This window comes from Enterococcus sp. C57 (assembly GCF_040887305.1).
Taxonomy (GTDB): Bacteria; Bacillota; Bacilli; order Lactobacillales; family Enterococcaceae; genus Enterococcus_B; species Enterococcus_B hirae.
This window is the reverse complement of sequence record NZ_JBFOFP010000002.1, coordinates 213,610-233,364: the sequence shown is the minus strand read 5'-3', so window position 1 is coordinate 233,364 and position 19,755 is coordinate 213,610. Positions and strand designations below refer to the sequence as shown.

Sequence of the window (19,755 nt, the reverse complement as noted above, 5' to 3'; positions counted from 1 at the left end):
GTGAATTCTATCTAAAGTGAATTTTATTGTAATATCAGTTTTTCTCAGCATTTTTACTATCTGAAATGAAACGGAAAAATCAATGATGATTCATCAATTCCATAAATATCAGTTTTTTTCATTTCTTTTGACATTTATAGTACAATTTAAAAAATAACGATTTGAAGTAAGTCTATTTTTCCTGGTTTGTTGGTAAAATATGACATTGTACGATAAAATAATTCCTTATATGCTTCTTGATGAAAGAAAAATTTTTTTCTTAATAGAGTAATCAAGGGAGGATTATGTTGAAAGATAAAAAACGATTATTGAAAAGTGCGTTGATTTTTGCATTGATACTCGGTCAAATTAATAGTGGGACTATCGTGGGAGCAGGTTCGATGTTGCCTACAAATGAAAGCAGAGCTATAAATCAAAAATCAAAAAGAACTGAAAAAATAAATCAGGGAAAAGAAAAAAAACAAGTGAAAAAGCAGAGAATGATAATATAGTAGATCCAGAAGATGATCAAAAAAATACAACAATTTCTTCTAGAGATTCTGTGCTAACCAGTTATCAACGTGGAGAACTTAGGAAGACAGCTTCTTCGTATTTAGGAAAATATTTGAATTTTAGGATAAGACTTACAGTAGATGAGATTAACTTAAATTATAAAGTAGATGAACAAGTAAATTTAAAATATATACTTGTTTCAGACTTTGATTATAGCAATCAGATAGGTCTTGCAGAACCAGCTTATGACCCTGATCTCCCTCGTGATGGCATTCTGATAAAGAGGGACACAATATATTTATTACCTCAAGGGGCACCACATAATGGAACTATTCCAGAAGGTAAACATTTTAGTGTAGATTCAAAAAGCGGAAATTGGCGAATGAAATTGGTCCAATTAGATGTTGCGGCTTATCAAGTTACATTCACTCGTCTGAAAATTGCGCCAAACCAACCCGAGATTTTCCCTATGGAAATCTTTTATTACCCTACTTACTTTTATGGGATAGTTAAAGAATATGATGCAATTGATTTTTCAGTAGATTTTCCTGATGCAGAAGCAAGTATTGGGAAATTGAAAGCTTCAATAAAAGATAGCGTACATACGCTTAAACAAGGTGATGAGGTACCTAACGCTGTAGAATATATTGAGTCAGTAGAGAATACTCGAGGAAATGTAAAATATGAATGGAAAACGTCTCCTGATACGAGTCAGCCAGGAGTGCAAGAAGCGAAAATAGTAGTCAGTGATGACTCTGGAAGAACACTTGAAGTCACTGTGCCGATTACGATTATGCCTTTGCCGCTAGAGATGTTACCAAAAGCAGGAGAACATAAAGTCATACAATATGGTGCTGTTCCAAAAGCAGCCGATTATTTTAATGTGGTGAATCATTATGAAGAGTCTACATATAAAATTGAATGGGTCAAAGCCCCTGATATGAATCAAGAGGGTGTTCAAACTTGTCTGGCGAAAGCGACCTCCTCAGATGGGCGTACTGCAGATAGTGCAGTACAAATTGAAGTTATCTCCAATCCAGGTTTAGAAGTTAAATTAAAACCATTAGAAGAACGAATATTAGGAGTATCCTACCCTTCTTTAAGTTCAAATTTTAAAAATTATATAGAAGAAGTGACACTGTTAGGTGAGAAAGTAGACGTTAATGAGCTAGAATTGGTCGTGGACGAAACAACCGATACAAATTTTCAGACTATTGGTCAAAAAGAAGTAAACATTACAGTTAAGAAAAAAACTTCTGAGGCGAGTGTCTGGATTAAAGGAACAGGAACCACTACAGTCAATGTATTATGGGGCAATACCATCTTAATGCGTTCAATTGATGGCCATTCTGCAGGTGCTTTCACTCTTGATGTCAGTAACTCAAATAATGACTCCGCAGCTCTTTCGATTCGCCAAGGATTAGAATCACCGTTAAACGTGGCGGTAGGAAAATTACAAGATCCATTTAAACTGTATTATAGGTTGGATATTTTACGTAATGAGAGAACGATCTATACGCAAGAAGTAACAAATCGGGCAACTTTACAAGAAATTATGAATGCTTTTGGAGATAAAGAGAATAAAATAGACGTTAAAATAGATGATATCATCCAAATCACACACCCAGGGAAAACAGCTAATAGCTCGGTCGTGATGATCGATGAAGAAGAAAAAGATTTTACATACGGAACAGAGAATGCTCGTTATCGTGTAACAGCGTATGGTTTAGACCCAGCTCCCGTAATAACAGCTGAAAGCGCAAGAGTATTTTTTTTAGGCGAAGATATCAACCAATTGAATCCACAAGAGTTCATCAAAAATATACGTCTTAATGATCAATTAACTTCGAATGAACAGTATAAAATCAACCTTATCGATGGGGGGGATACTCGAACAGTTGGTAAGCAAACGATGAGAGTCAAGATTACCACAAAAGATGGTTTAGTCTCTGAAGAAGTTGAAGTCACTTATCAAGTGAAATGGGGTGATACTTTCGTTCTAAAGGGGTTGAAAGAATCGACTGTTGGTGCATTCAGTTTACTAAAAAGTAATGATCAATGGCAGATTAAAGCTAGCCAGGGCGTAGAAGGTACAGAATTAGACGAGCCAGTCAATAACTACTTTGGCAGAGATACCTTTTACTCCATTGAAATTTTACAGGGGACAACTAACAAGTTCCGTTATGAAGTGGCAGGCAATCAGTCAATTCGTGAATCCATCCAGGGCTTCAATAATGGGCAACCGCTAACGGTTAGTAAAGGCGACGTGATCAAAGTGTACCATGCCGATTCTGTTGGGAAAAATCTATTAATGAAAGACGAATTAGTCAAGGATTACACGATGGGTTCCGATTATGCGTATTATGAAGTCACTGAATATGGCTTGGAACCAATTTTAGCGGTAACGGCTGATTCGATGCCTCAAGAATTTATCTTGGGTGAAGACAGCAGTAACGTTGATGGATCGAAGTTGATCAATAGTATTACGGTCAATGGAACGATAGTGGCTAGTAATCTATATACAGTCAAACAGATGAGTGATTTCGATACTTCGGTAGCTGGTTCACAAACGATCAAGGTACGTATTGATACGAAAGATGGGCTGGTATCAAAAGAGCTTGACGTTCCCTATGAAGTCAAATGGGGGAAAACTATTTTGATAAAAGCTCAGAATGGACAATCAGCCGGGGCCTTTTCATTATATGCGGGAACTTCCAGTACGAATCGGGTATTAGTCTTTAACCAAGGATTAAAAACCGATCTTAATGCACCAATTAGTACCGATTCTTCACTTTACTATTCCATTGAAATAGTGCGTGAAGGGCGATCTGTTTACTCGCAAGAGATACCGGGTTATGCGACTTTAGAAGAGGTAATGGCTAATTTTGGCTCGAAACAAAAATTGAATGTCCAAGCAGGTGATATCATAAAACTATATCATCCCCAACGTTCAGACGGTAGTTCTGTCTTACTGGTAAATGAAACAGAAAAGGACTATACCTATGGTTCTCCATATGCTAATTACCGCATAACTTCTTATGGTTTTGAGCCCATGCCGGTAATTGAAGCTGTAGGACCAAATAAAGTTTTTTCTTTAATGGAAAACACTCAAAATATAGACTTGAGTCAGCTATTAGCGAATATAACGATCAATGGTGAACGGGTGGAAAGCAAAAATTATAAGATTACGCAACTTTCTAAAATGGACACCTCTACTGTTGGTAAAAGAGAAGTCAAATTAAATCTTAAGCCAGAAGATGGCTCAGCAGATATTGAACTGGATGTTCCTTATGAAGTGGCTTGGGGAAGTACTTTCTTACTTAAAGGGTTAGATAACCAGAATGTGGGCGCTTATAGTATTGTGGAACAAGGCGGAGAGTGGACGATACAAGCTGGCAAAGGGGATGATTCCACCGTTTTATCGGATCATGTGAATAGTGCCTTTGGTCGCGATACTTACTATCGAATCGAAATAGTAGGAAATCCAGAAAATCAGTCCGAAGAAAAAACAGGTGTCACTGTCGAAAATATTATGGGCTTAGATCCGACTACTCGATTATCGGAACAAATAAAATACCAGTATGATGTGACGGGCAATATGACAGTGTGGCAGGCGATCAACGGGTTTAATAATGGCCAACCATTACCGATTGAGGAAGGGGACATCGTTAAAGTTTATCATGCAGAGGCGAAGAATAATTTATTGATGCGAGATGACTTGTCGAAAAATTATACAGCGGGTTCCAACTACGCCTATTATCAAGTGGCCAGTCAAGAATTTGTTCCCATCACTGAGATGGAGGCTGAAACAGTTTCGCATGAATTTACCTTGGGCGAAGATACCAGTGACATTGATGGAATGGATTTGATTAAAAATGTCACTTTCAATGGTCAAAAATTAGAGACGACATTATATGATGTCGAACAAGTTTCTGACTTTGATACAAATACCACTGGACAGAAAATGTTAAAAGTGAAATTGTCTACCGCAGATGAGGTGACTTCTACAGAAGTGGAAGTGCCTTACGAAGTGAAGTGGGGAAGTACGATCCAACTAAAAAATCAAGATGGCGATACTGTAGGTGCCTACAGTTTGATAAAAGAAAACAAACAAATCAAACTCCAATCATTACAGGGAGAAGACGGAAGTGACTTATCGAACCGTATCACAGAATATGATGACATGGAAATTTACTATGGGATTGAAGTTTTTACAAATAACAGCAGTAAATATAAATACGAAGTTCGCGGTACGCAAACAATTGAACAATCGATTAATCGATTCAATAGTGGGGAACCATTAAAAGTTTCGGTGGGAGATCAAATTAAAGTGTATCATGCCGATCCAAGTGGGAATGTCTTGATGGCAGAAGAAGAAGAGCGAAATTACACTTATGGTTCCAATTATGCGTATTACAATGTGACTGAATATGGGTTTGAACCAACAGGAGATTTTACCGTGACACCAGCAGAAGCGAAAATAGTTATCGATACGAAACGTGTGGACCTTAAAAATCTTTTGAAAGAAGTTAAAGTCAATGGCAAAGAGCTGCCGAAAACTGCTTATACGGTTGCATTAGATCCTGAAACAGAAATCGATACTTCTTCTTTGGGGTATCGTGTTGCTAAACTAGTCGTGAAAGCTGACCGTTCCTATGGTGGTTTTTCTACTGAAACTGAAGCGGCTTATGAAGTGGTGGAAAAAGGGACGGATGGTGCTTTAGAAGATGGTACAGAAGATAGCATGACTGAAGATAAAGAGATCACAGGAACAGATTCAGAAAAAAAGAACTCAAATGGAGACAATACAAGTGGCGCAAAAAATGGTAATTTACCAAAAACCAATGAAACAAAAAATACGGTTTTTACTGTATCAGGTGTCTTGATTGTTAGTTTAGCGGGAATCATCCTGTTTTGGAGAAAAAGAAAAGCAAATAAAAATTCTAAAAAATAAGATAATCAGTTATTAAAAAGCCCACGTTAGCTAGACTACAGCTGACGTGGGCTTTTTTGTCGATCTTCAGATTGATTAGAAAGTAGTTAGCTTTCATTGGTAAGTAGTTAGCTTTCATTGGTAAGTAGTTAGCTTTCATTGGTGTCACTCAACTAAAGAAATGAGCTACTCTCTCATTTGGCTTGTATCTTGATATTCGAGGATATCACCTGGTTGGCAGTTTAAAACTTCGCAAATCTTATCGAGCGTAGAAAACCGAATCGCTTTTGCTTTACCATTTTTTAAAATAGAGATATTAGCCATCGTAAGACCTACTTTTTCACTCAGTTCGGTCACGCTCATTTTTCGCTTGGCTAACATGACATCTAAATTGATAATAATAGACATTCGACACCTCACACTGTTAAATCATAGTCATTTTTTAAATAAATGGCTTGTTTGAGTAAATCAATCAAAATGCTTGAAAGGATGTAGATAAAAAAAGGGATAAAGAGTAAGACGAAAGCGATGAGTAGGATTCCTGGACTATCGCTCATATCAGCTATTTGGTAAAATTTTGGCAAAATACCAAATGCAAGGATCGTGATACATAAAAGGCAAGATCGGATTTTACTGCTAAGTTTGAGACTCTTTTTAGTAAAAGTTTCCTTTGAAGGGAAGGTTTTGACTAAGCGGAGCAGGAAGAAATTGAGCAACAAAGTTACTAGAAGGATCAGGTAAAGAACTAGAATAAATAGTGTAGTTTGCCAGTTGCTAAATGGATTTGTAGGATTTGTACTCAATTGAATAGTTAATAGCGTTCCCAAGAGAAGGGGAACAAAACAAAAAACAGAAACAATTAATTGGATAAAGAACAGTTTGGATTTCATAAAATGCCTCCTAAATTTTTATTAGTATAGCATGAGGTTTGTTCATTATCAATAATTATTTATCGATAAACAATAAATGGAAGGATGGACAAACGCCTTTTTCAATAAAGAAAAGGCGTTCTAACGAATCATATTATATTTTAAAGCTGTAAAACTATTACTAAAAATGGACTATTTCTCATTTAAACAATGTATTCCCTAACCACTAATACATCCTTGTAACCCTGAAGTTACGCCAGTGGGATTAAATTTCATCAAAACAAATCAAAATCTCGCATAAAATATTTATCGCAATAGATTAATTATAACATATCTTTTGCAAAAAAGATATTTAATTTAGATTACATTTACGATAGTTTTAAATAACAGAACTTTTAAGGAGAAAAACGTATCATTATCATGTTTATACCCTCCCAAATCTAAAGTAAATATGCTAAAATCACAAATAACAGCGGAGATCATGATTGGTTGGGAAAATTTATTCCTATTTTTCGTTATTAAAATTAGGTGTACAAATAACTAATTGTTTTATTTTGTTTGGTTGGGGGGAGTGGAGAAACAAAATACGCTAATATAAATTGTTATATAAGTATGGATAAAAAATTCAGATAAAATTATTAGGTTGTTAGGGGAAGTTTAAATGAAATTAAATGAAGAAAGTTTATTTATCCTAATTTTGATTGGTCAGCTTTACACTGTTTTTATGGCTCTTGGTTATCTAAGGAATCTTTTATCAAATAAAAAATTTCAGTTGTTTTCGTTTATTAGTGTAATCGCTTATATTGCCTTATATCAATGGATCAATATCATTGCGACAGTTATCTTATGGGCTGGGTTATGTCTAAGTATCTATATCATTGATCGAAACATTGATATAGCGATATTTTATCCTTCGATTATTTTATTTTTCTACATATTCATTGATGGAACAGCCAAATATCTATATAAAATTTTAGGGTGGGATATCAGCGATTTTTTTACAGCTGTTTTAGGAACAGGTTGTTTGTGGATCGTTACTGTTTTTCTAAAAAAAATGGTCATACCAAAGATTGTTAGGGATAAAACGACTTTAAAAATAGCGGCCATCGTTGTTTTTTTTACGATTATTGTTTATTTTATTAACATTTGTAGTGATCGTTTTTCTGTTTTAGCAAGATTCCTAGTTATCAGTAATGAATTATTTACGGTTCTTTATGGTGTAATGTCTACCATAATTTATTGTGTACTACTTTTTATCAAGAAAAAAGAATTCGAAACACGAGAACAGCAAAAAGAAATGCGTCACCTGATTGAATACAGTGAACAGATCGAAAATAACTATCTTGCGTTACGAAAATTCAAACACGATTATAAGAATATTTTGTTTTCAATAGAGGACTATATTCAAACAAAGGATATTGAAGGGCTGCAAAAGTATTTTTATCAAAGTATCAAAGCAACAGAAACGATTTTTGAAGAAAACAATCTCCCAATTGCTTCGATTTCAAATCTTAAAATTAGAGAGATAAAAAGCATTATTTTGAGTAAATTATACGTGGCTAGCCAAAGGGGTGTCGAAGTAAACGTAATGATTCCAACACCCATTACGGATATCGCTATCTCAACAGTCACACTTGTTCGTATGCTAGGGATTATACTGGATAATGCAATTGAAGAATCAGCCTTTTTAGAAAAGGGAAAAATTGAATTGACTATTATGGAGGAAGACAAAAATTGTTTTTTTGTCTTAATGAATCAATGTCGTTCGAGTATTCCTAAATTACATGAATTGAAAAAAGTAAATTTTACTACTAAAAAAGGAAATCAAGGACTAGGTCTAACGAATCTGGACGAGCTTGTTCATTTGAACGAGAATGTTTTTTTAGAAACAAAAATTGAAAACAATCGCTTTATACAAATCATAACGATTAGTGGAATGAGGGGCTAGTAATGTTAAAAATATTTGTTTGTGATGATGAAATTGCTCATCGAAATAAGCTTACTCGGATGATTACAAATTATTTATTGATGAAAGACTATGATGTTCAATTCCAATTTGCTACGGATGATCCAATGATGATCTTGTCGTTTATTTCAAAACATAAAACAGAAGGAATCTATTTTTTGGATATTGATCTAAAAACGGATTTAAATGGGATCGAGTTAGCAAAAAAAATCAGAGATTACGACCCAACAGCAAAAATCATTTTTGTGACAACTTATACAGATCTAGTCTATTTAACTTTTTTATACAAAGTAGAAGCATTAGATTACATTGTCAAAGATAATATGGATACTTTTCAAAAGAGAGTGACGGAATGTATTGACGTCGCAATTGAACGCTATTTGAATACAAATCTGGAAACTAGACCCCAAATTTGGATTAAGAATGGTCCAATTGATGTAAAGTTATATGTCGATGAGATATTTTATTTTGAATCTAGTCCAACACCCCATAAATTGATCGTCTATTTAGATAACCGCAGAATTGAGTATATAGGGAAGATCAAAGAAGTAGAAAGTATGTATGAGGTATTTTGTCGTTGCCATCAATCTTATGTAGTTAATCTGATGAATGTGAAAGAAATCAATAAGAAAGAACGAGTGATCACTATGTCCAATGGAGCAAAATGTTTAGTTTCTACTCGTCATTTAAAGAAAGTAGTAAATCAGTTCAAGAAATTAACCAGTTGTTGATTACATCTCCAGGTATTCCGCACTTTTGATCAAATAACGTTCACTTTTGATAAAACCAACTATCTTATAAAAAAACAAATATAATATAGATGAAAAGGAGCGGATCAAATGTCGGAAGAATCTATATCTTTAGAAGAAAAAGTTTCAAAAACAATTAGTAAGCGGATAGGAAGACAATTACAATTGTCAGAAATTGACTTGGCAAAAATGGAATATGGATTAGCTGTTCTTTTGGTAATTAGTTCAAAGATATTTTTTATCTACTGTTTAGCTAGGTGTCTTCATATTATTCTGCCGGTTTTAACTACCCATTTGGCATTTACACTAATGAGAAGAACAACAAAAAGTTTCCATGCAAGAGATAGTAATGTATGTACGGTCTTAAGTCTATTTTTCTTTGTCTTATTACCATATCTAGTTACTACTTTTGCTGTAGATATCACAAGAGCCAGCTTTGTGATCTGCAGTCTCATGATTTGCTTGATCTTGTGGTTCAAAGGGATAGTGATCGCACAAAAACCGGCGAAAAGTTCTTTGCTAAATGGAAAGAGCCAGATGATAGTGGTCAGTTTGTTCCTTACTATTTTTGGTGGGATTCAATCAAATAACCGTATTCGTACCTTACTGTTGTTAGGCATGATGATCTCAACCCTTTTAATGTTTGTTCAAAAAAGAAAGGATGAAGAAAATGTTAAAAAAAATTAGCTCAAGAAAATTAAAATATATGCGAATTTTAGCAACTGTTGCTATTGCTGTTGCTACAGAAGCTATAGGTAAAGGAACAATGTGTACAGGAATTATTTATGAACCAAAAGTACCTGAAGCATTGAAACAAATCGAAAAATAAACTTGTAAATCGAAATACTAGTGGAATAAAAAGAATTCATCATACGAAATAAGTCTTAGGATCAAAAATAGTAGTTGCTATTTTGACCCTAAGACTTATTTTTTTCGATAATTTTGTAAGAGCAAAACAAATATAAAAAAGAAAAAAGATTCCCATAATGTCGTTGTCCAACTAAATTCTTTTGAAATTCCAAAAAATAAATTCCCTGCATTAGAAACGATTAAATAAATTAAGGTAGTTATTAGAGCATAAATTATTTTCTTTACCATAATCTCACAACACCCCTTTTTTCAAAAACATGGCTAAAGCGTTCCATTTCTTCAAATGATCTTTACTTAAGTATAATTCATTTAAAAGATATTTGGAAAGAAATTTTATCTGTTTTTTACAGATAAGAAAGAAGAAAGAGAGTAGGAAACGATAAATATTAGAAAATTTTCATAGCAACTGATAGTTTTTTGTAATAATAACTGAGCATTATCTTTGCATTTTTTAATGTAGACTACTATCCTTTAAATATACCCAATAGAAAAAAGGCAACACAGTCTATTGGAGGGAAACGTTATTTATGAATGATTGTCATAGAAAGTGAAAAAAGGCTATTAGTATTAGCATGGCATGGTAGCGCTTTCTATAAAATCTTGTAAATAACATGTGTGATCACGGTCAATTAGAAGTAGGAGGTGGAGAATGAATAAAGGGTGGAAGATCGTCGGTATTCTTGCAAGTTTATTCTTGCTGACGGTGCTTTTAGGGATTGCGTTGATCAACGCACCGTATATGATGCCAGAACAGTTGGAACGTTTTCGATTTTTTGTCATAACGAACTACTACGTGCAACAATATCTATTTTGGACAGCTGTCGTTTTTGCTATACTTGTGCTTATTTTGTTATTAGTTGTTCTTTTCTATCCAAAATCCAAAGGAACGTTTGTTTTAAAACAAAAAGATGGAAAACTGACTTTAGACAAGAAAGCAATCGAAGGGCTTGTGCGATCACAATTACATGAAGAAGAATTTGTTGGTTCACCAAAAGTTCGAGTACGCTCAACAAAAAATAAAATCAATGTCCATGTAAAAGGGGATTTAAAACGAACATCCTCTTTAATTGGTAAAACAGGAGAATTGATGCGTGACATTGAACAACAAGTGGCACGAGTACTTGGTACTGAACAAAACATCGCTGTAGCTGTTACTTATAGTGGATTTGAAGATTACGACAGTAATGCACACAAGCACGCTCGAGTAGAATAGGAGGGGCCCATCATGAAAGAGATATTTTCAGCGTACAAGCTCCCTATTATCTTCGGGGGACTTGGCTTACTGTTAGCTGTTTTATGGATAACAGTTGGATTTTTTAAAACACTTCTAATATTAATCATGACTGCTATAGGTGCAGGCATTGGTTTTTATTTGAAAGAAACAAAAATATTTGATCAATTTTTTAAATCTTAGGAGGAACTGGACATGGAAAACAAAGAAATCAAAAACACAAATACAATGACATCTGAGAATAACCATATTTCACGTGGAGAATTAACTTACGAAGATAAAGTAATTCAAAAAATCATCGGTTATGCTTTGAAAGATGTTGATGGGTTATTAACATTAGATGGCGGTTTCTTCTCAAACATTGCTGAAAAATTAGTGAACACGGATAATGTCACAGCAGGAATCAATGCAGAAGTTGGTAAAAAACAAGTAGCTGTTGACTTAGATGTAGTTGTAGAATACGGAAAAGATATTGAAAATATCTATGATCAAATTAAAGACTTGATCAGCCGTGAAGTGAATGATATGACACATTTAGATGTAATCGAAGTGAATGTGAATGTAGTTGATATCAAAACACAAGAAGAATATGCAAAAGATCAAGAAACTGTCCAAGACAAAGTGACAGACGCTGCTAAATCAACTGGTCAATTTGCTTCAAAACAAACAGATAAAGCAAAAGCAGCTATGAATAAAGGAACACAAAAAGTGAAAGAAAACACTGAACCACGTGTTCAGTAATTGATTGTTAGTAAAAGAAATTAGGAGGAAATTAAAATGGGATTTATTTGGTCATTAATCGTCGGTGGTATTATCGGAGCAATTGCAGGGGCTATTACAAATAAAGGTTCTTCAATGGGAATCATTGCTAACGTAGTCGCAGGTCTAGTTGGATCAGCGATCGGACAAGCTTTACTTGGCACTTGGGGACCAAGTATCGGGGGCATGGCAATCGTTCCATCATTGATTGGTGCAATCATTCTTGTATTGGTCGTATCATTCTTTGCTCGTAAACTGTAAGAATTTGATCGGATCATTTGATCGATCATAAATAAAATCAGAAGCTGAGACAATAATTGTCTCAGCTTTTTTTATCTACTTTAAAAAAATTCGGTCTAGTTAGTAAAATTTATTCGTGTAAGCTGTTTAGAATAAAAATATCATTGTTATTGTGAAGTTTTACTCAAAATCCTCTTGACTTAGAGTTGACTCCAAGTAGTACAATATCTTTTGTGGTAACAATTACTAAGGCCGAAATGAGTTATTCTTTTCGGACATGTTATTGCAAAAGGAGAGAGAATAGTGAGTATAAAGACAAACATCTTAGACCAAATCAATGGTCCAACAGAGGTAAAAAAACTAACGATAGACGAAATGTCTGAATTAGCTACAGAAATGAGAGAAAAGATTTTACAAAAAAATAGTGCGATCGGAGGACATGTCGGCCCAAATTTGGGTGTCGTGGAATTAACAATTGCTTTCCACCATGTGTTTGACTCGCCCAAGGATAAAATTGTTTGGGACGTTTCCCATCAATCTTATGGACATAAGTTATTAACTGGTCGTAAAAATGGATTTGAGGAGGGAAGCTACCACGAAATTAGTGGCTATTCCAATCAACATGAAAGTGAACATGATTATTTTACTGTGGGGCATACTTCAACTTCGATCAGTTTAGCGGTCGGTCTTGCAAAAGCCCGTGATTTGAAACAGGAGAAAGGAAATATCATTGCTTTTATCGGGGATGGTTCCTTAAGTGGAGGCTTAGCTTTTGAAGGTTTGAATAATGGTGGAACAATCAATTCTAATTTGATTGTTTTAGTGAATGACAATGAAATGTCCATTGATGAGAATCAGGGAAGTTTATATCGTCATTTAGCAGAGCTTCGTGAAAGCAATGGGACAAGTAATGATAATTTATTTAAAGCGATGGGGTATGATTATCGCTACATTGCGGATGGTAATGATTTAGAAACAGTAATTGAGGTTTTCAGAGAAATTAAAGACATTGACCATCCAATCGTTTTACATGTTCACACCGAAAAAGGTCATGGCTATGAGCCAGCCGTCGAAAACAAAATGAAATATCATTGGCATGTACCGTTTGATTTAGAAACAGGCGAAGCGAAAAATGCTCCTACTAGTGAAAGTTTTAATCAAATAATTATGAACTATCTTGATGAAAAAACGAAAACAAGTGCAACGCCTATCGTGGCTGTGAATGCTGCGATTCCAGGAATGTTTGGCTTAAAGGAATTTCAAAAAAAACATCCAGAACACTACTTTGATGTGGGGATTGCAGAACAACATTCGATCACATTTGCTTCTGCTTTAGCATCTCAAGGGATTCGACCTGTGGTATTCCATTCAAGTGTGTTTTTACAACGAGCATATGATCAATTATCTCATGATTTAGCGATCAACGAAAATCCAGTAGTCATTCTAATTGGAGGAGCAAGCATTTCAGGAAGTGATCGTACCCACCAAGGGACTTTTGATATTCCTTATCTTTCAAGTATTCCTAATATTAAATATTTAGCGCCAGCTACGAAGTAAGACTTACTTTCGATGTTGGATTGGAGTTTATCGCAAACCGATTCACCGGTTGCTATTAGAATCCCTGCTCATGGTGTGACATCTGGTGAAGCAATCGCAAAAGACTACGCTATTCCAAGTTACCAACGCTTGGTTGCTGGAGATAAAGTTGCAATCTTAGCACTAGGTGGCTTCCTTGAATTAGGTAAACAAGCTTTAGAAGAATTTGCGAATCAGGGGATTTCAGGCACTTTGATTAACCCTGGAACGATCACCGAACTTGATCATGAAACTTTAGAAGGATTAAAAGAAAATCACCAATTGATTATCACTTTAGAAGATGGTAGTCTTTCGGGCGGATTTGGTGAAAAAATCAGTCGCTATTATGGAGATTCAACCATCCAAGTTCTAAACTTTGGTTCTCAAAAAGAGTTTACTGATAGTGTACCTGTTCAAACATTGTATGAACGTTATCATTTGACACCAAAACAAATCGTAGCAGATAGTCTTAGCAGTTTAAATCAATAGAATAAAACAGAGTAAATTCGTGATATCCAACGAATTTACTCTGCTTTTTTAAGAAATCCGACTTAAATAAACTATATTTATATTATGTAAACAAAGTTAGGGATAAACCGAACGAGTAATGAAATAAACATTGCTTTTATCGATAAAAATCCCATAAAATAGAAAAGTAAAGAAATAATCTATTTTTAAGGAGGTATTTTTTTGATTGATTTGCAAGAAATATTTACACAAAACCAGATTGCGTTTGAACTTTATCGCCATCGCCCAATTTTTACCAATGAGGATGCGTTAGTTGTAAAAGAGGAACAAGGGTTTAGTGGTACTGAGACGAAGAGCTTGTATCTAAAAGATAAACAAAACAATCGCTATATTTTTTTAACCTTCACGACTAAAAGAAGCGACTTTAAAAAATTAAGCAAACTGATTGGTAAAAGAGTGTCAGTTGTTTCGGCTGAAGAAATGGAAGCGGAAACGGGACAAAAGCCAGGTGCTGTTTCACCATTTGGTTATGAATCATCTGTTCCTATCATTATTGATGAAGAAATATTCGCTCAAGAAAAATTAGTATTTGCACCTGGTAGACCTGATCAAACCATGGTAGTCAAAGTGGCAGATTTAGATAAGATCATTCAAGTATTAGAAATAAAAACGTATGTATTACCAGCAGTGGAGTGACCTGTAACCATAATGAAACAGGTTCATCTTAAGTGAAATCTTTTGTTTAACGAAGGTTTCGTGATAGAAAAACTGCGTATGAGTAAAGGCGCAGATGTGACGTTCCATACCAAAAAGCTTAGCTGATCAGAAAGTAAACCGAACATGGTTCATACAAAAACGATGAGACGATCGTGAAAGTAAAACAAAAAAGCAAATGTCTAAGCTATAAACAAAAGTGTCAATTTGTTATAAAACATCGATCATCAGCTTTTTTATTTGGAAATTATTTTGTTCCTGTAATCAAGTTAATTGAGATAATAGTTGATCATATCCTAATTCTCTGGCATAATCTTCGGCAGTTTTTCCTTGATTATCACGCAATTCTTTATTTGCACCATGAGCCAATAATTCTCGGACGATGTCTTGGTAGATCTTTGAGCCATCTCGCAAAGCCACAGCTTCAATCAATGCAGTATAGCCATAATGATTTTGATGGTCAATATCAACACGACCATCAGTTAGCAAAAGTTTGACGTTGGCTAAATGTCCTTTTTCGGCAGCTGGTATCAAGGCATTACCACCAAAACGGTTAACGATCGACTGATCAGGTTCACTATTTTCAAGCATATAAGCAAGAATCTCAGTTTTTCCTTGTGCGCCAGCATATAAGTAAGGGCTATCTTGAATATGATCTTGTAAGTTGATGTTCGCACCGTGATCAATGAGGATTTTTGCAATATCGATCATATTATGGTGGACAGCAATCAATAATGGGGATTCTCCTTTTTCATTTTGTTCATCAATCATCGCAGTTGATTGGTCTAACAACGTTTGAACTAGATTTAAATCCTCGGCACTAACAGCTTGTAACAAGCGACCTGGAGCAATTGACATTGGTGTTTCCTCCTTTGATGGATGGTTGGGATTAGTTGGTAAAGGCGCAGAAGTTGTAGAATCCAAAACAATCGAATTCGTGCTAGTAGTAGCACCATTTGACTGAGGGGACTGATTGGCGCATCCTGCAAATACCAATAACGTAGGGAATAACCATAGGATTGAATAAGGTTTCATGAAAACGCCTCCTCCATATTATTTTAGTTGAAATAGCCATAAACAGCAAAATAAATACTTGCTAAACAATGCACAGCTCTTTATATAGAGGCAAAAACGTAATAAGCAACGTTTCCAATACGGATTCTTGACAAAAAAAGAACAATGATAGATAGTAAAAAATAGTGTCTGACTAAATCTAGACAGGTGAACAGCTTTTGATTCTGTCAAATGAAAGTAGGGGAGTAGATGTTTACACGTTTGTCATCTCAATTAACAGAAAGAGAAAATTATAAATTACTGATTGGTTCAATTATTCCCAGACCAGTAGCTGTTGTTTCAACATTAACTGAGAAAGGGAACTTAAACATTGCGCCATTCAGCTATTTTAATATCGTTAGTTCAAATCCACCCATCGTTTCGTTAGCTGTCCAAAGAAAAAATGAGCAGATGAAAGATACTGCTAAAAATATCTTAATAAGGAAAGAAGCAATTATCCAAGTTTTAGATGAGCAAAATGTGGTGGAGGTCAATAAAACAGCAGCAACTCTTCCGCAAGAAGAAAGTGAACTAACCTTGACTAACTTGACTACGAAAACAAGTAGGAATGGTTCAATTCCACCAATCAATGAGTCAAAAATTGTTTTTGAAACGGATTTATATGACCATCTCGAAATTAAAAATGAGCAAGAAGTTACTGCCGATCTTTTTTTATTAAAAATCCATACGTATCAATTAAATGAAGAGGTATATGATCCAGTATCTGGGAAGATCGATCCCAAGAAACTACAACCAGTTAGTCGATTAGCAGGGAATGATTATGCAACCTTAGGGAAAATCTTTACCATCCCTAGGCCAAAGTGAACCACATGACGATAAATATGTTATTTTTAGAGGATGTATAATCCTAAAAATATTATTATAATATTGGCGTAAGCTCATTTCTTTCATGAATGGAGAAAGAAATGAAATTTAGCTAAAACATTTTTTAGTTATAAAAAACAATAAAGTTTTTTTAGGTAAACCGAATGATTTAAAGTTTTATTTAAAATAGGCAAGTAAAAAGGCAAATATGAGACTTTTTAATGTATGAATAAACTGGTATGTAAATGTTAAGATAACTTGAAATTTTATTCCGAAAAGTGAAAACGAGAAAAGTAAAACAGAAAAATCAATCAAGTCAGCAAGGTATTTTCATACTAAACGACTTCCTAAAAAGGGGAAATATATTAAAGATTGATTAATTTTGTTTTTTTATCAAATAAATGATTGCTAAAATAGTTAAAGAAGCTTACTATTAACTCTGTAAAAAATAAAAATAGTAATAACCTTGTTAGGTGAGGCTCCTATACAAACATATGCTATTGCTCAGAAACGTCGAAAGACGCCAATGAGTCAAACAGGAATTGTCGGATTAAGGCTTTTTCAAATAGCTAAGAGTGTTTCTTTACGTTGTATAGTGCTAAAACTCGGACGATGAGATGATGCTAGGTCAGAATTCTTGTTCGAAAAGGTTTCTGACCTTTTCTTATATTCTATAACTGATTCTATATTTAACTGCTCGTGTTCGCCTAACTTGTGTAAGAGGAGGGGGATATGCGATGTGGAAAAACAGAAAGATCGACTGGTTGATTTTAGGCCCTTATTTGGCTTTGTCAATTGTCGGTCTTTTAGAGATATATAGTGCTAGTTCCTATCGTTTATTGGTAGCAGGAAGTGATCCTAAAAGCTTATTTATTCGGCAATTTTTGTTTATTATTCTTAGTTGGGGCGTAATTGTATTGACCTATTCCATCAGATTACAAGTTCTACTGAAACCAAGAATAATAAAAGCTGGATTGATTGTATCGGGCTTATTATTAGCGATGATGAAACTCGGGATTTTTGCTGTAACAGTTAATGGTGCCCAGCGGTGGGTTTCAATCGCTGGAATCCAGTTTCAACCGTCAGAAATCGCAACCATTTTTTTGATTTTATATTTAAGTCGTTTTTTTAGAAATGACCGAAGTGTTCCTGAGAAACTTCATATACCAGTGTTGATTGTGGGCGGAATTGCCGTGCTTGTTTTGTTTCAACCTAAAATTGCGGGAGCACTGATGATTTTAGCTATTGCTGGAGCTATCTTTTGGGCTGCAGCTATTCCCATTAAAAAAGGGCTGATAATTATCGGAGTAGCGATTGCTAGCTTGATCTTAGTAGCTGGCTTAGTTTTACTACTTGAAAAGCATCATTTGTTACCTTCATTTTTTGAACACGCTTATGACCGAATCGCAATGGTTCATAATCCATTTTTAGATGAACATGGTGCAGGATACCAGATGAGTAACTCTTACTATGCACTATACAACGGTGGCCTATTTGGTCGAGGAATGGGGAATAGTATTACTAAAAAAGGTTATCTCCCTGAATCCGAAACAGATTTTATTTTCTCAGTCATTGCTGAGGAGTTTGGATTGATAGGCGCATTACTTGTTTTGTTTTTGCTTTTCTTATTATGTATGCGAATCTTCCAAAAGAGTACAAAACAAAAGAACCAACAGGCAACTTTGATCTTAATTGGTGTAGGGACATGGATACTCGTTCAGACAAGTATCAATATTGGAAGCATCCTTGGTTTAATTCCAATGACAGGTGTACCATTGCCATTTGTCAGCTACGGAGGAACAAGCTATTTAATCTTGTCTTTTGCTATTGGATTAGCTTTGAATATCTCGTCTCGACAAGTGAAAGAGAAAAATAAGCAGGTTGAGAGGTTACAACTCAAGAAACCTGAACTGTTAAACAAGAACAATTAAGAATCTCTCAATTGGACTATCATAATAAAAAAATGGCTATATTTCAAGTAAGAGGTTCGGTTAGAAAGAGGAATCGAAAATGAAAACATTTCAAAAAGTGATTTTAGGTCTATTGACGGCAGTCGTCATTGTCATCGGCTATTTTTCTTTTGAGTTTGTTCATGGTTATTCTTCAACGAGTCGAGCAGACGATGTACCAAAAGTAGAAGCCAAAAGTGTTCCTAAGATTATCAATGTGGCATTGATTGGCTCTGATGCCCGGTCGAAAGAAGAAAATGGACGTTCAGATTCTTTGATGATTGCTCAGTATAATCAAAAAACTAAAAAAGCAAAATTGGTTTCGATTATGCGTGATTCTTATGTAGATATACCTGGGCATGGTCAAGATAAGATCAACGCAGCTTATTCATATGGCGGGATTGATCTTTTGAACCAAACATTGAAAGAAAATTTCAAATTTGAAACACCTTATTATGCAAGTATCACCTTCCAAGATTTCATTGATTGTGTCAATGAGCTATTCCCTAACGGTGTAGATATCAATGCTGAGAAAGATTTAGACTTGGATGGTGTATACATCAAAAAAGGTGAACAAACAATGGATGGGAATACCTTATTGCAATATGCGCGTTTTAGAGAAGATGCTGAAGGAGATTTTGGACGGATCAGAAGACAACAACAAGTGATCAAAGCAATTTCTAAGCAATTAAAAGATGTGACTTCCATCCTTAAATTACCAAAAGCAATCGGTCAACTCTTGGGAAGTATTAAAACGAATTTACCTGAAAGTGTATTAATTGATTGTGGCATTGATTTCTTAAAAGATGACAAACCAATTGATACGTTATCTGTACCAGTTGAAGGTAGTTGGAATTTTAATGATTACACACCTTCTGGTAGTGTACTAGAACTTGATTTAGAAAAAAATCAATTAGCAATCAATCAGTTTTTAGACCAATAGATTTACATTTTATTTAAAGTGTAAGAAGTTAGAAACATGCGATTGTCGTTGTGTTCTAGCTTCTTTTCTTATGGTAAAATGGATAGAAGTTAAGATAAGAAAATGTGAGCGGAGGGACA

At 34.7% G+C, this 19,755-nt stretch carries 17 protein-coding genes, 1 pseudogene and 1 riboswitch; of the genes and pseudogenes, 15 read left to right on the top strand and 3 right to left on the bottom strand.

Going from position 1 to position 19,755, the window contains the following annotated elements:
• Nucleotides 1-287: 287 nt before the first annotated feature.
• Both AB5M32_RS03005 and AB5M32_RS03000 read left to right on the top strand, forming a co-directional pair.
• Nucleotides 288-491 carry a hypothetical protein gene (locus AB5M32_RS03005; RefSeq protein ID WP_368024298.1) on the top strand — a complete coding sequence of 68 codons (204 nt, stop codon included), beginning with the start codon at nt 288-290 and terminating at the stop codon, nt 489-491.
• 50 nt (nt 492-541) lie between these two features.
• Nucleotides 542-5,446: a Rib/alpha-like domain-containing protein gene (locus tag AB5M32_RS03000; protein WP_368024297.1), complete on the top strand. Its 4,905-nt coding sequence runs from the start codon at nt 542-544 to the stop codon at nt 5,444-5,446.
• Nucleotides 5,447-5,611: 165 nt separating this feature from the next.
• Here the strand turns inward: AB5M32_RS03000 and AB5M32_RS02995 are convergent, their stop codons facing one another.
• Nucleotides 5,612-5,833 (bottom strand): helix-turn-helix transcriptional regulator, encoded by a 222-nt coding sequence (locus AB5M32_RS02995; protein ID WP_010719089.1) that lies wholly within the window; start codon nt 5,831-5,833, stop codon nt 5,612-5,614.
• Nucleotides 5,834-5,841: 8 nt separating this feature from the next.
• Nucleotides 5,842-6,315, bottom strand: a complete 474-nt coding sequence (locus AB5M32_RS02990) for a DUF2975 domain-containing protein (protein WP_010719090.1) — start codon at nt 6,313-6,315, stop codon at nt 5,842-5,844.
• Nucleotides 6,316-6,955: 640 nt separating this feature from the next.
• Between AB5M32_RS02990 and AB5M32_RS02985 the strand changes: the two genes are divergently transcribed.
• From AB5M32_RS02985 to AB5M32_RS02940, 10 genes and pseudogenes are all read left to right on the top strand, one after another.
• Nucleotides 6,956-8,242, top strand: a complete 1,287-nt coding sequence (locus tag AB5M32_RS02985) for a sensor histidine kinase (RefSeq protein WP_368024296.1) — start codon at nt 6,956-6,958, stop codon at nt 8,240-8,242.
• 2 nt (nt 8,243-8,244) lie between these two features.
• Nucleotides 8,245-8,991 carry a LytTR family DNA-binding domain-containing protein gene (locus tag AB5M32_RS02980; RefSeq protein ID WP_034698101.1) on the top strand — a complete coding sequence of 249 codons (747 nt, stop codon included), beginning with the start codon at nt 8,245-8,247 and terminating at the stop codon, nt 8,989-8,991.
• Between the two features lie 108 nt (nt 8,992-9,099).
• Nucleotides 9,100-9,696, top strand: coding sequence for an accessory gene regulator B family protein (locus tag AB5M32_RS02975; protein ID WP_368024295.1), 597 nt, complete (start codon nt 9,100-9,102; stop codon nt 9,694-9,696).
• Nucleotides 9,680-9,838, top strand: a complete 159-nt coding sequence (locus AB5M32_RS02970; RefSeq protein ID WP_081127549.1) for a cyclic lactone autoinducer peptide — start codon at nt 9,680-9,682, stop codon at nt 9,836-9,838. The genes AB5M32_RS02975 and AB5M32_RS02970 overlap by 17 nt, the downstream gene beginning before the upstream one ends.
• A 690-nt stretch (nt 9,839-10,528) precedes the next feature.
• Nucleotides 10,529-11,092, top strand: coding sequence for an alkaline shock response membrane anchor protein AmaP (gene amaP / locus AB5M32_RS02965; RefSeq protein ID WP_010737641.1), 564 nt, complete (start codon nt 10,529-10,531; stop codon nt 11,090-11,092).
• A 12-nt stretch (nt 11,093-11,104) separates the two neighbouring features.
• Nucleotides 11,105-11,293: a DUF2273 domain-containing protein gene (locus AB5M32_RS02960; protein WP_010719095.1), complete on the top strand. Its 189-nt coding sequence runs from the start codon at nt 11,105-11,107 to the stop codon at nt 11,291-11,293.
• Nucleotides 11,294-11,338: 45 nt separating this feature from the next.
• Nucleotides 11,339-11,851, top strand: a complete 513-nt coding sequence (locus AB5M32_RS02955) for an Asp23/Gls24 family envelope stress response protein (RefSeq protein ID WP_223603608.1) — start codon at nt 11,339-11,341, stop codon at nt 11,849-11,851.
• Between the two features lie 36 nt (nt 11,852-11,887).
• A complete protein-coding gene (locus AB5M32_RS02950; RefSeq protein WP_010719097.1) occupies nt 11,888-12,130 on the top strand; it encodes a GlsB/YeaQ/YmgE family stress response membrane protein in 243 nt (80 codons plus the stop codon).
• A gap of 282 nt (nt 12,131-12,412) precedes the next feature.
• Nucleotides 12,413-14,173 (top strand): annotated as a pseudogene (locus tag AB5M32_RS02945) (1-deoxy-D-xylulose-5-phosphate synthase).
• A 201-nt stretch (nt 14,174-14,374) separates the two neighbouring features.
• Entirely contained in the window at nt 14,375-14,848 is a 474-nt protein-coding gene (locus tag AB5M32_RS02940) for a YbaK/EbsC family protein (protein ID WP_368024294.1), read from the top strand.
• 282 nt (nt 14,849-15,130) lie between these two features.
• On the opposite strand, the gene AB5M32_RS02935 is transcribed toward AB5M32_RS02940, so the two are convergent.
• Nucleotides 15,131-15,901 carry an ankyrin repeat domain-containing protein gene (locus AB5M32_RS02935; protein WP_368024293.1) on the bottom strand — a complete coding sequence of 257 codons (771 nt, stop codon included), beginning with the start codon at nt 15,899-15,901 and terminating at the stop codon, nt 15,131-15,133.
• Nucleotides 15,902-16,129: 228 nt separating this feature from the next.
• On the opposite strand from AB5M32_RS02935, the gene AB5M32_RS02930 reads away from it, so the two are divergent.
• The 3 genes from AB5M32_RS02930 (at nt 16,130) to AB5M32_RS02920 (ending at nt 19,636) form a co-directional block, all read left to right on the top strand.
• Entirely contained in the window at nt 16,130-16,744 is a 615-nt protein-coding gene (locus AB5M32_RS02930) for a flavin reductase family protein (RefSeq protein WP_368024292.1), read from the top strand.
• Nucleotides 16,745-17,202: 458 nt separating this feature from the next.
• A riboswitch (M-box (ykoK) riboswitch) is annotated at nt 17,203-17,368 on the top strand.
• 113 nt (nt 17,369-17,481) lie between these two features.
• A complete protein-coding gene (locus AB5M32_RS02925) occupies nt 17,482-18,675 on the top strand; it encodes an FtsW/RodA/SpoVE family cell cycle protein (protein ID WP_368024291.1) in 1,194 nt (397 codons plus the stop codon).
• A gap of 79 nt (nt 18,676-18,754) precedes the next feature.
• The gene (locus AB5M32_RS02920) at nt 18,755-19,636 is read left to right on the top strand and encodes an LCP family protein (RefSeq protein WP_010737634.1); all 882 of its coding nucleotides are present in this window, start codon (nt 18,755-18,757) and stop codon (nt 19,634-19,636) included.
• Nucleotides 19,637-19,755 lie beyond the last annotated feature (119 nt).

What these genes read in the sequence shown, in the direction of transcription:
- AB5M32_RS02995 (WP_010719089.1), bottom strand. Translation starts at nt 5,833, where the DNA reads ATGTCTATTATTATCAATTTAGATGTCATGTTAGCCAAGCGAAAAATG.
- AB5M32_RS02990 (WP_010719090.1), bottom strand. Translation starts at nt 6,315, where the DNA reads ATGAAATCCAAACTGTTCTTTATCCAATTAATTGTTTCTGTTTTTTGT.
- AB5M32_RS02985 (WP_368024296.1), top strand. Translation starts at nt 6,956, where the DNA reads ATGAAATTAAATGAAGAAAGTTTATTTATCCTAATTTTGATTGGTCAG.
- AB5M32_RS02980 (WP_034698101.1), top strand. Translation starts at nt 8,245, where the DNA reads ATGTTAAAAATATTTGTTTGTGATGATGAAATTGCTCATCGAAATAAG.
- AB5M32_RS02975 (WP_368024295.1), top strand. Translation starts at nt 9,100, where the DNA reads ATGTCGGAAGAATCTATATCTTTAGAAGAAAAAGTTTCAAAAACAATT.
- AB5M32_RS02970 (WP_081127549.1), top strand. Translation starts at nt 9,680, where the DNA reads ATGTTAAAAAAAATTAGCTCAAGAAAATTAAAATATATGCGAATTTTA.
- amaP (WP_010737641.1), top strand. Translation starts at nt 10,529, where the DNA reads ATGAATAAAGGGTGGAAGATCGTCGGTATTCTTGCAAGTTTATTCTTG.
- AB5M32_RS02960 (WP_010719095.1), top strand. Translation starts at nt 11,105, where the DNA reads ATGAAAGAGATATTTTCAGCGTACAAGCTCCCTATTATCTTCGGGGGA.
- AB5M32_RS02955 (WP_223603608.1), top strand. Translation starts at nt 11,339, where the DNA reads ATGACATCTGAGAATAACCATATTTCACGTGGAGAATTAACTTACGAA.
- AB5M32_RS02950 (WP_010719097.1), top strand. Translation starts at nt 11,888, where the DNA reads ATGGGATTTATTTGGTCATTAATCGTCGGTGGTATTATCGGAGCAATT.
- AB5M32_RS02935 (WP_368024293.1), bottom strand. Translation starts at nt 15,901, where the DNA reads ATGAAACCTTATTCAATCCTATGGTTATTCCCTACGTTATTGGTATTT.
- AB5M32_RS02930 (WP_368024292.1), top strand. Translation starts at nt 16,130, where the DNA reads ATGTTTACACGTTTGTCATCTCAATTAACAGAAAGAGAAAATTATAAA.
- AB5M32_RS02925 (WP_368024291.1), top strand. Translation starts at nt 17,482, where the DNA reads ATGTGGAAAAACAGAAAGATCGACTGGTTGATTTTAGGCCCTTATTTG.
- AB5M32_RS02920 (WP_010737634.1), top strand. Translation starts at nt 18,755, where the DNA reads ATGAAAACATTTCAAAAAGTGATTTTAGGTCTATTGACGGCAGTCGTC.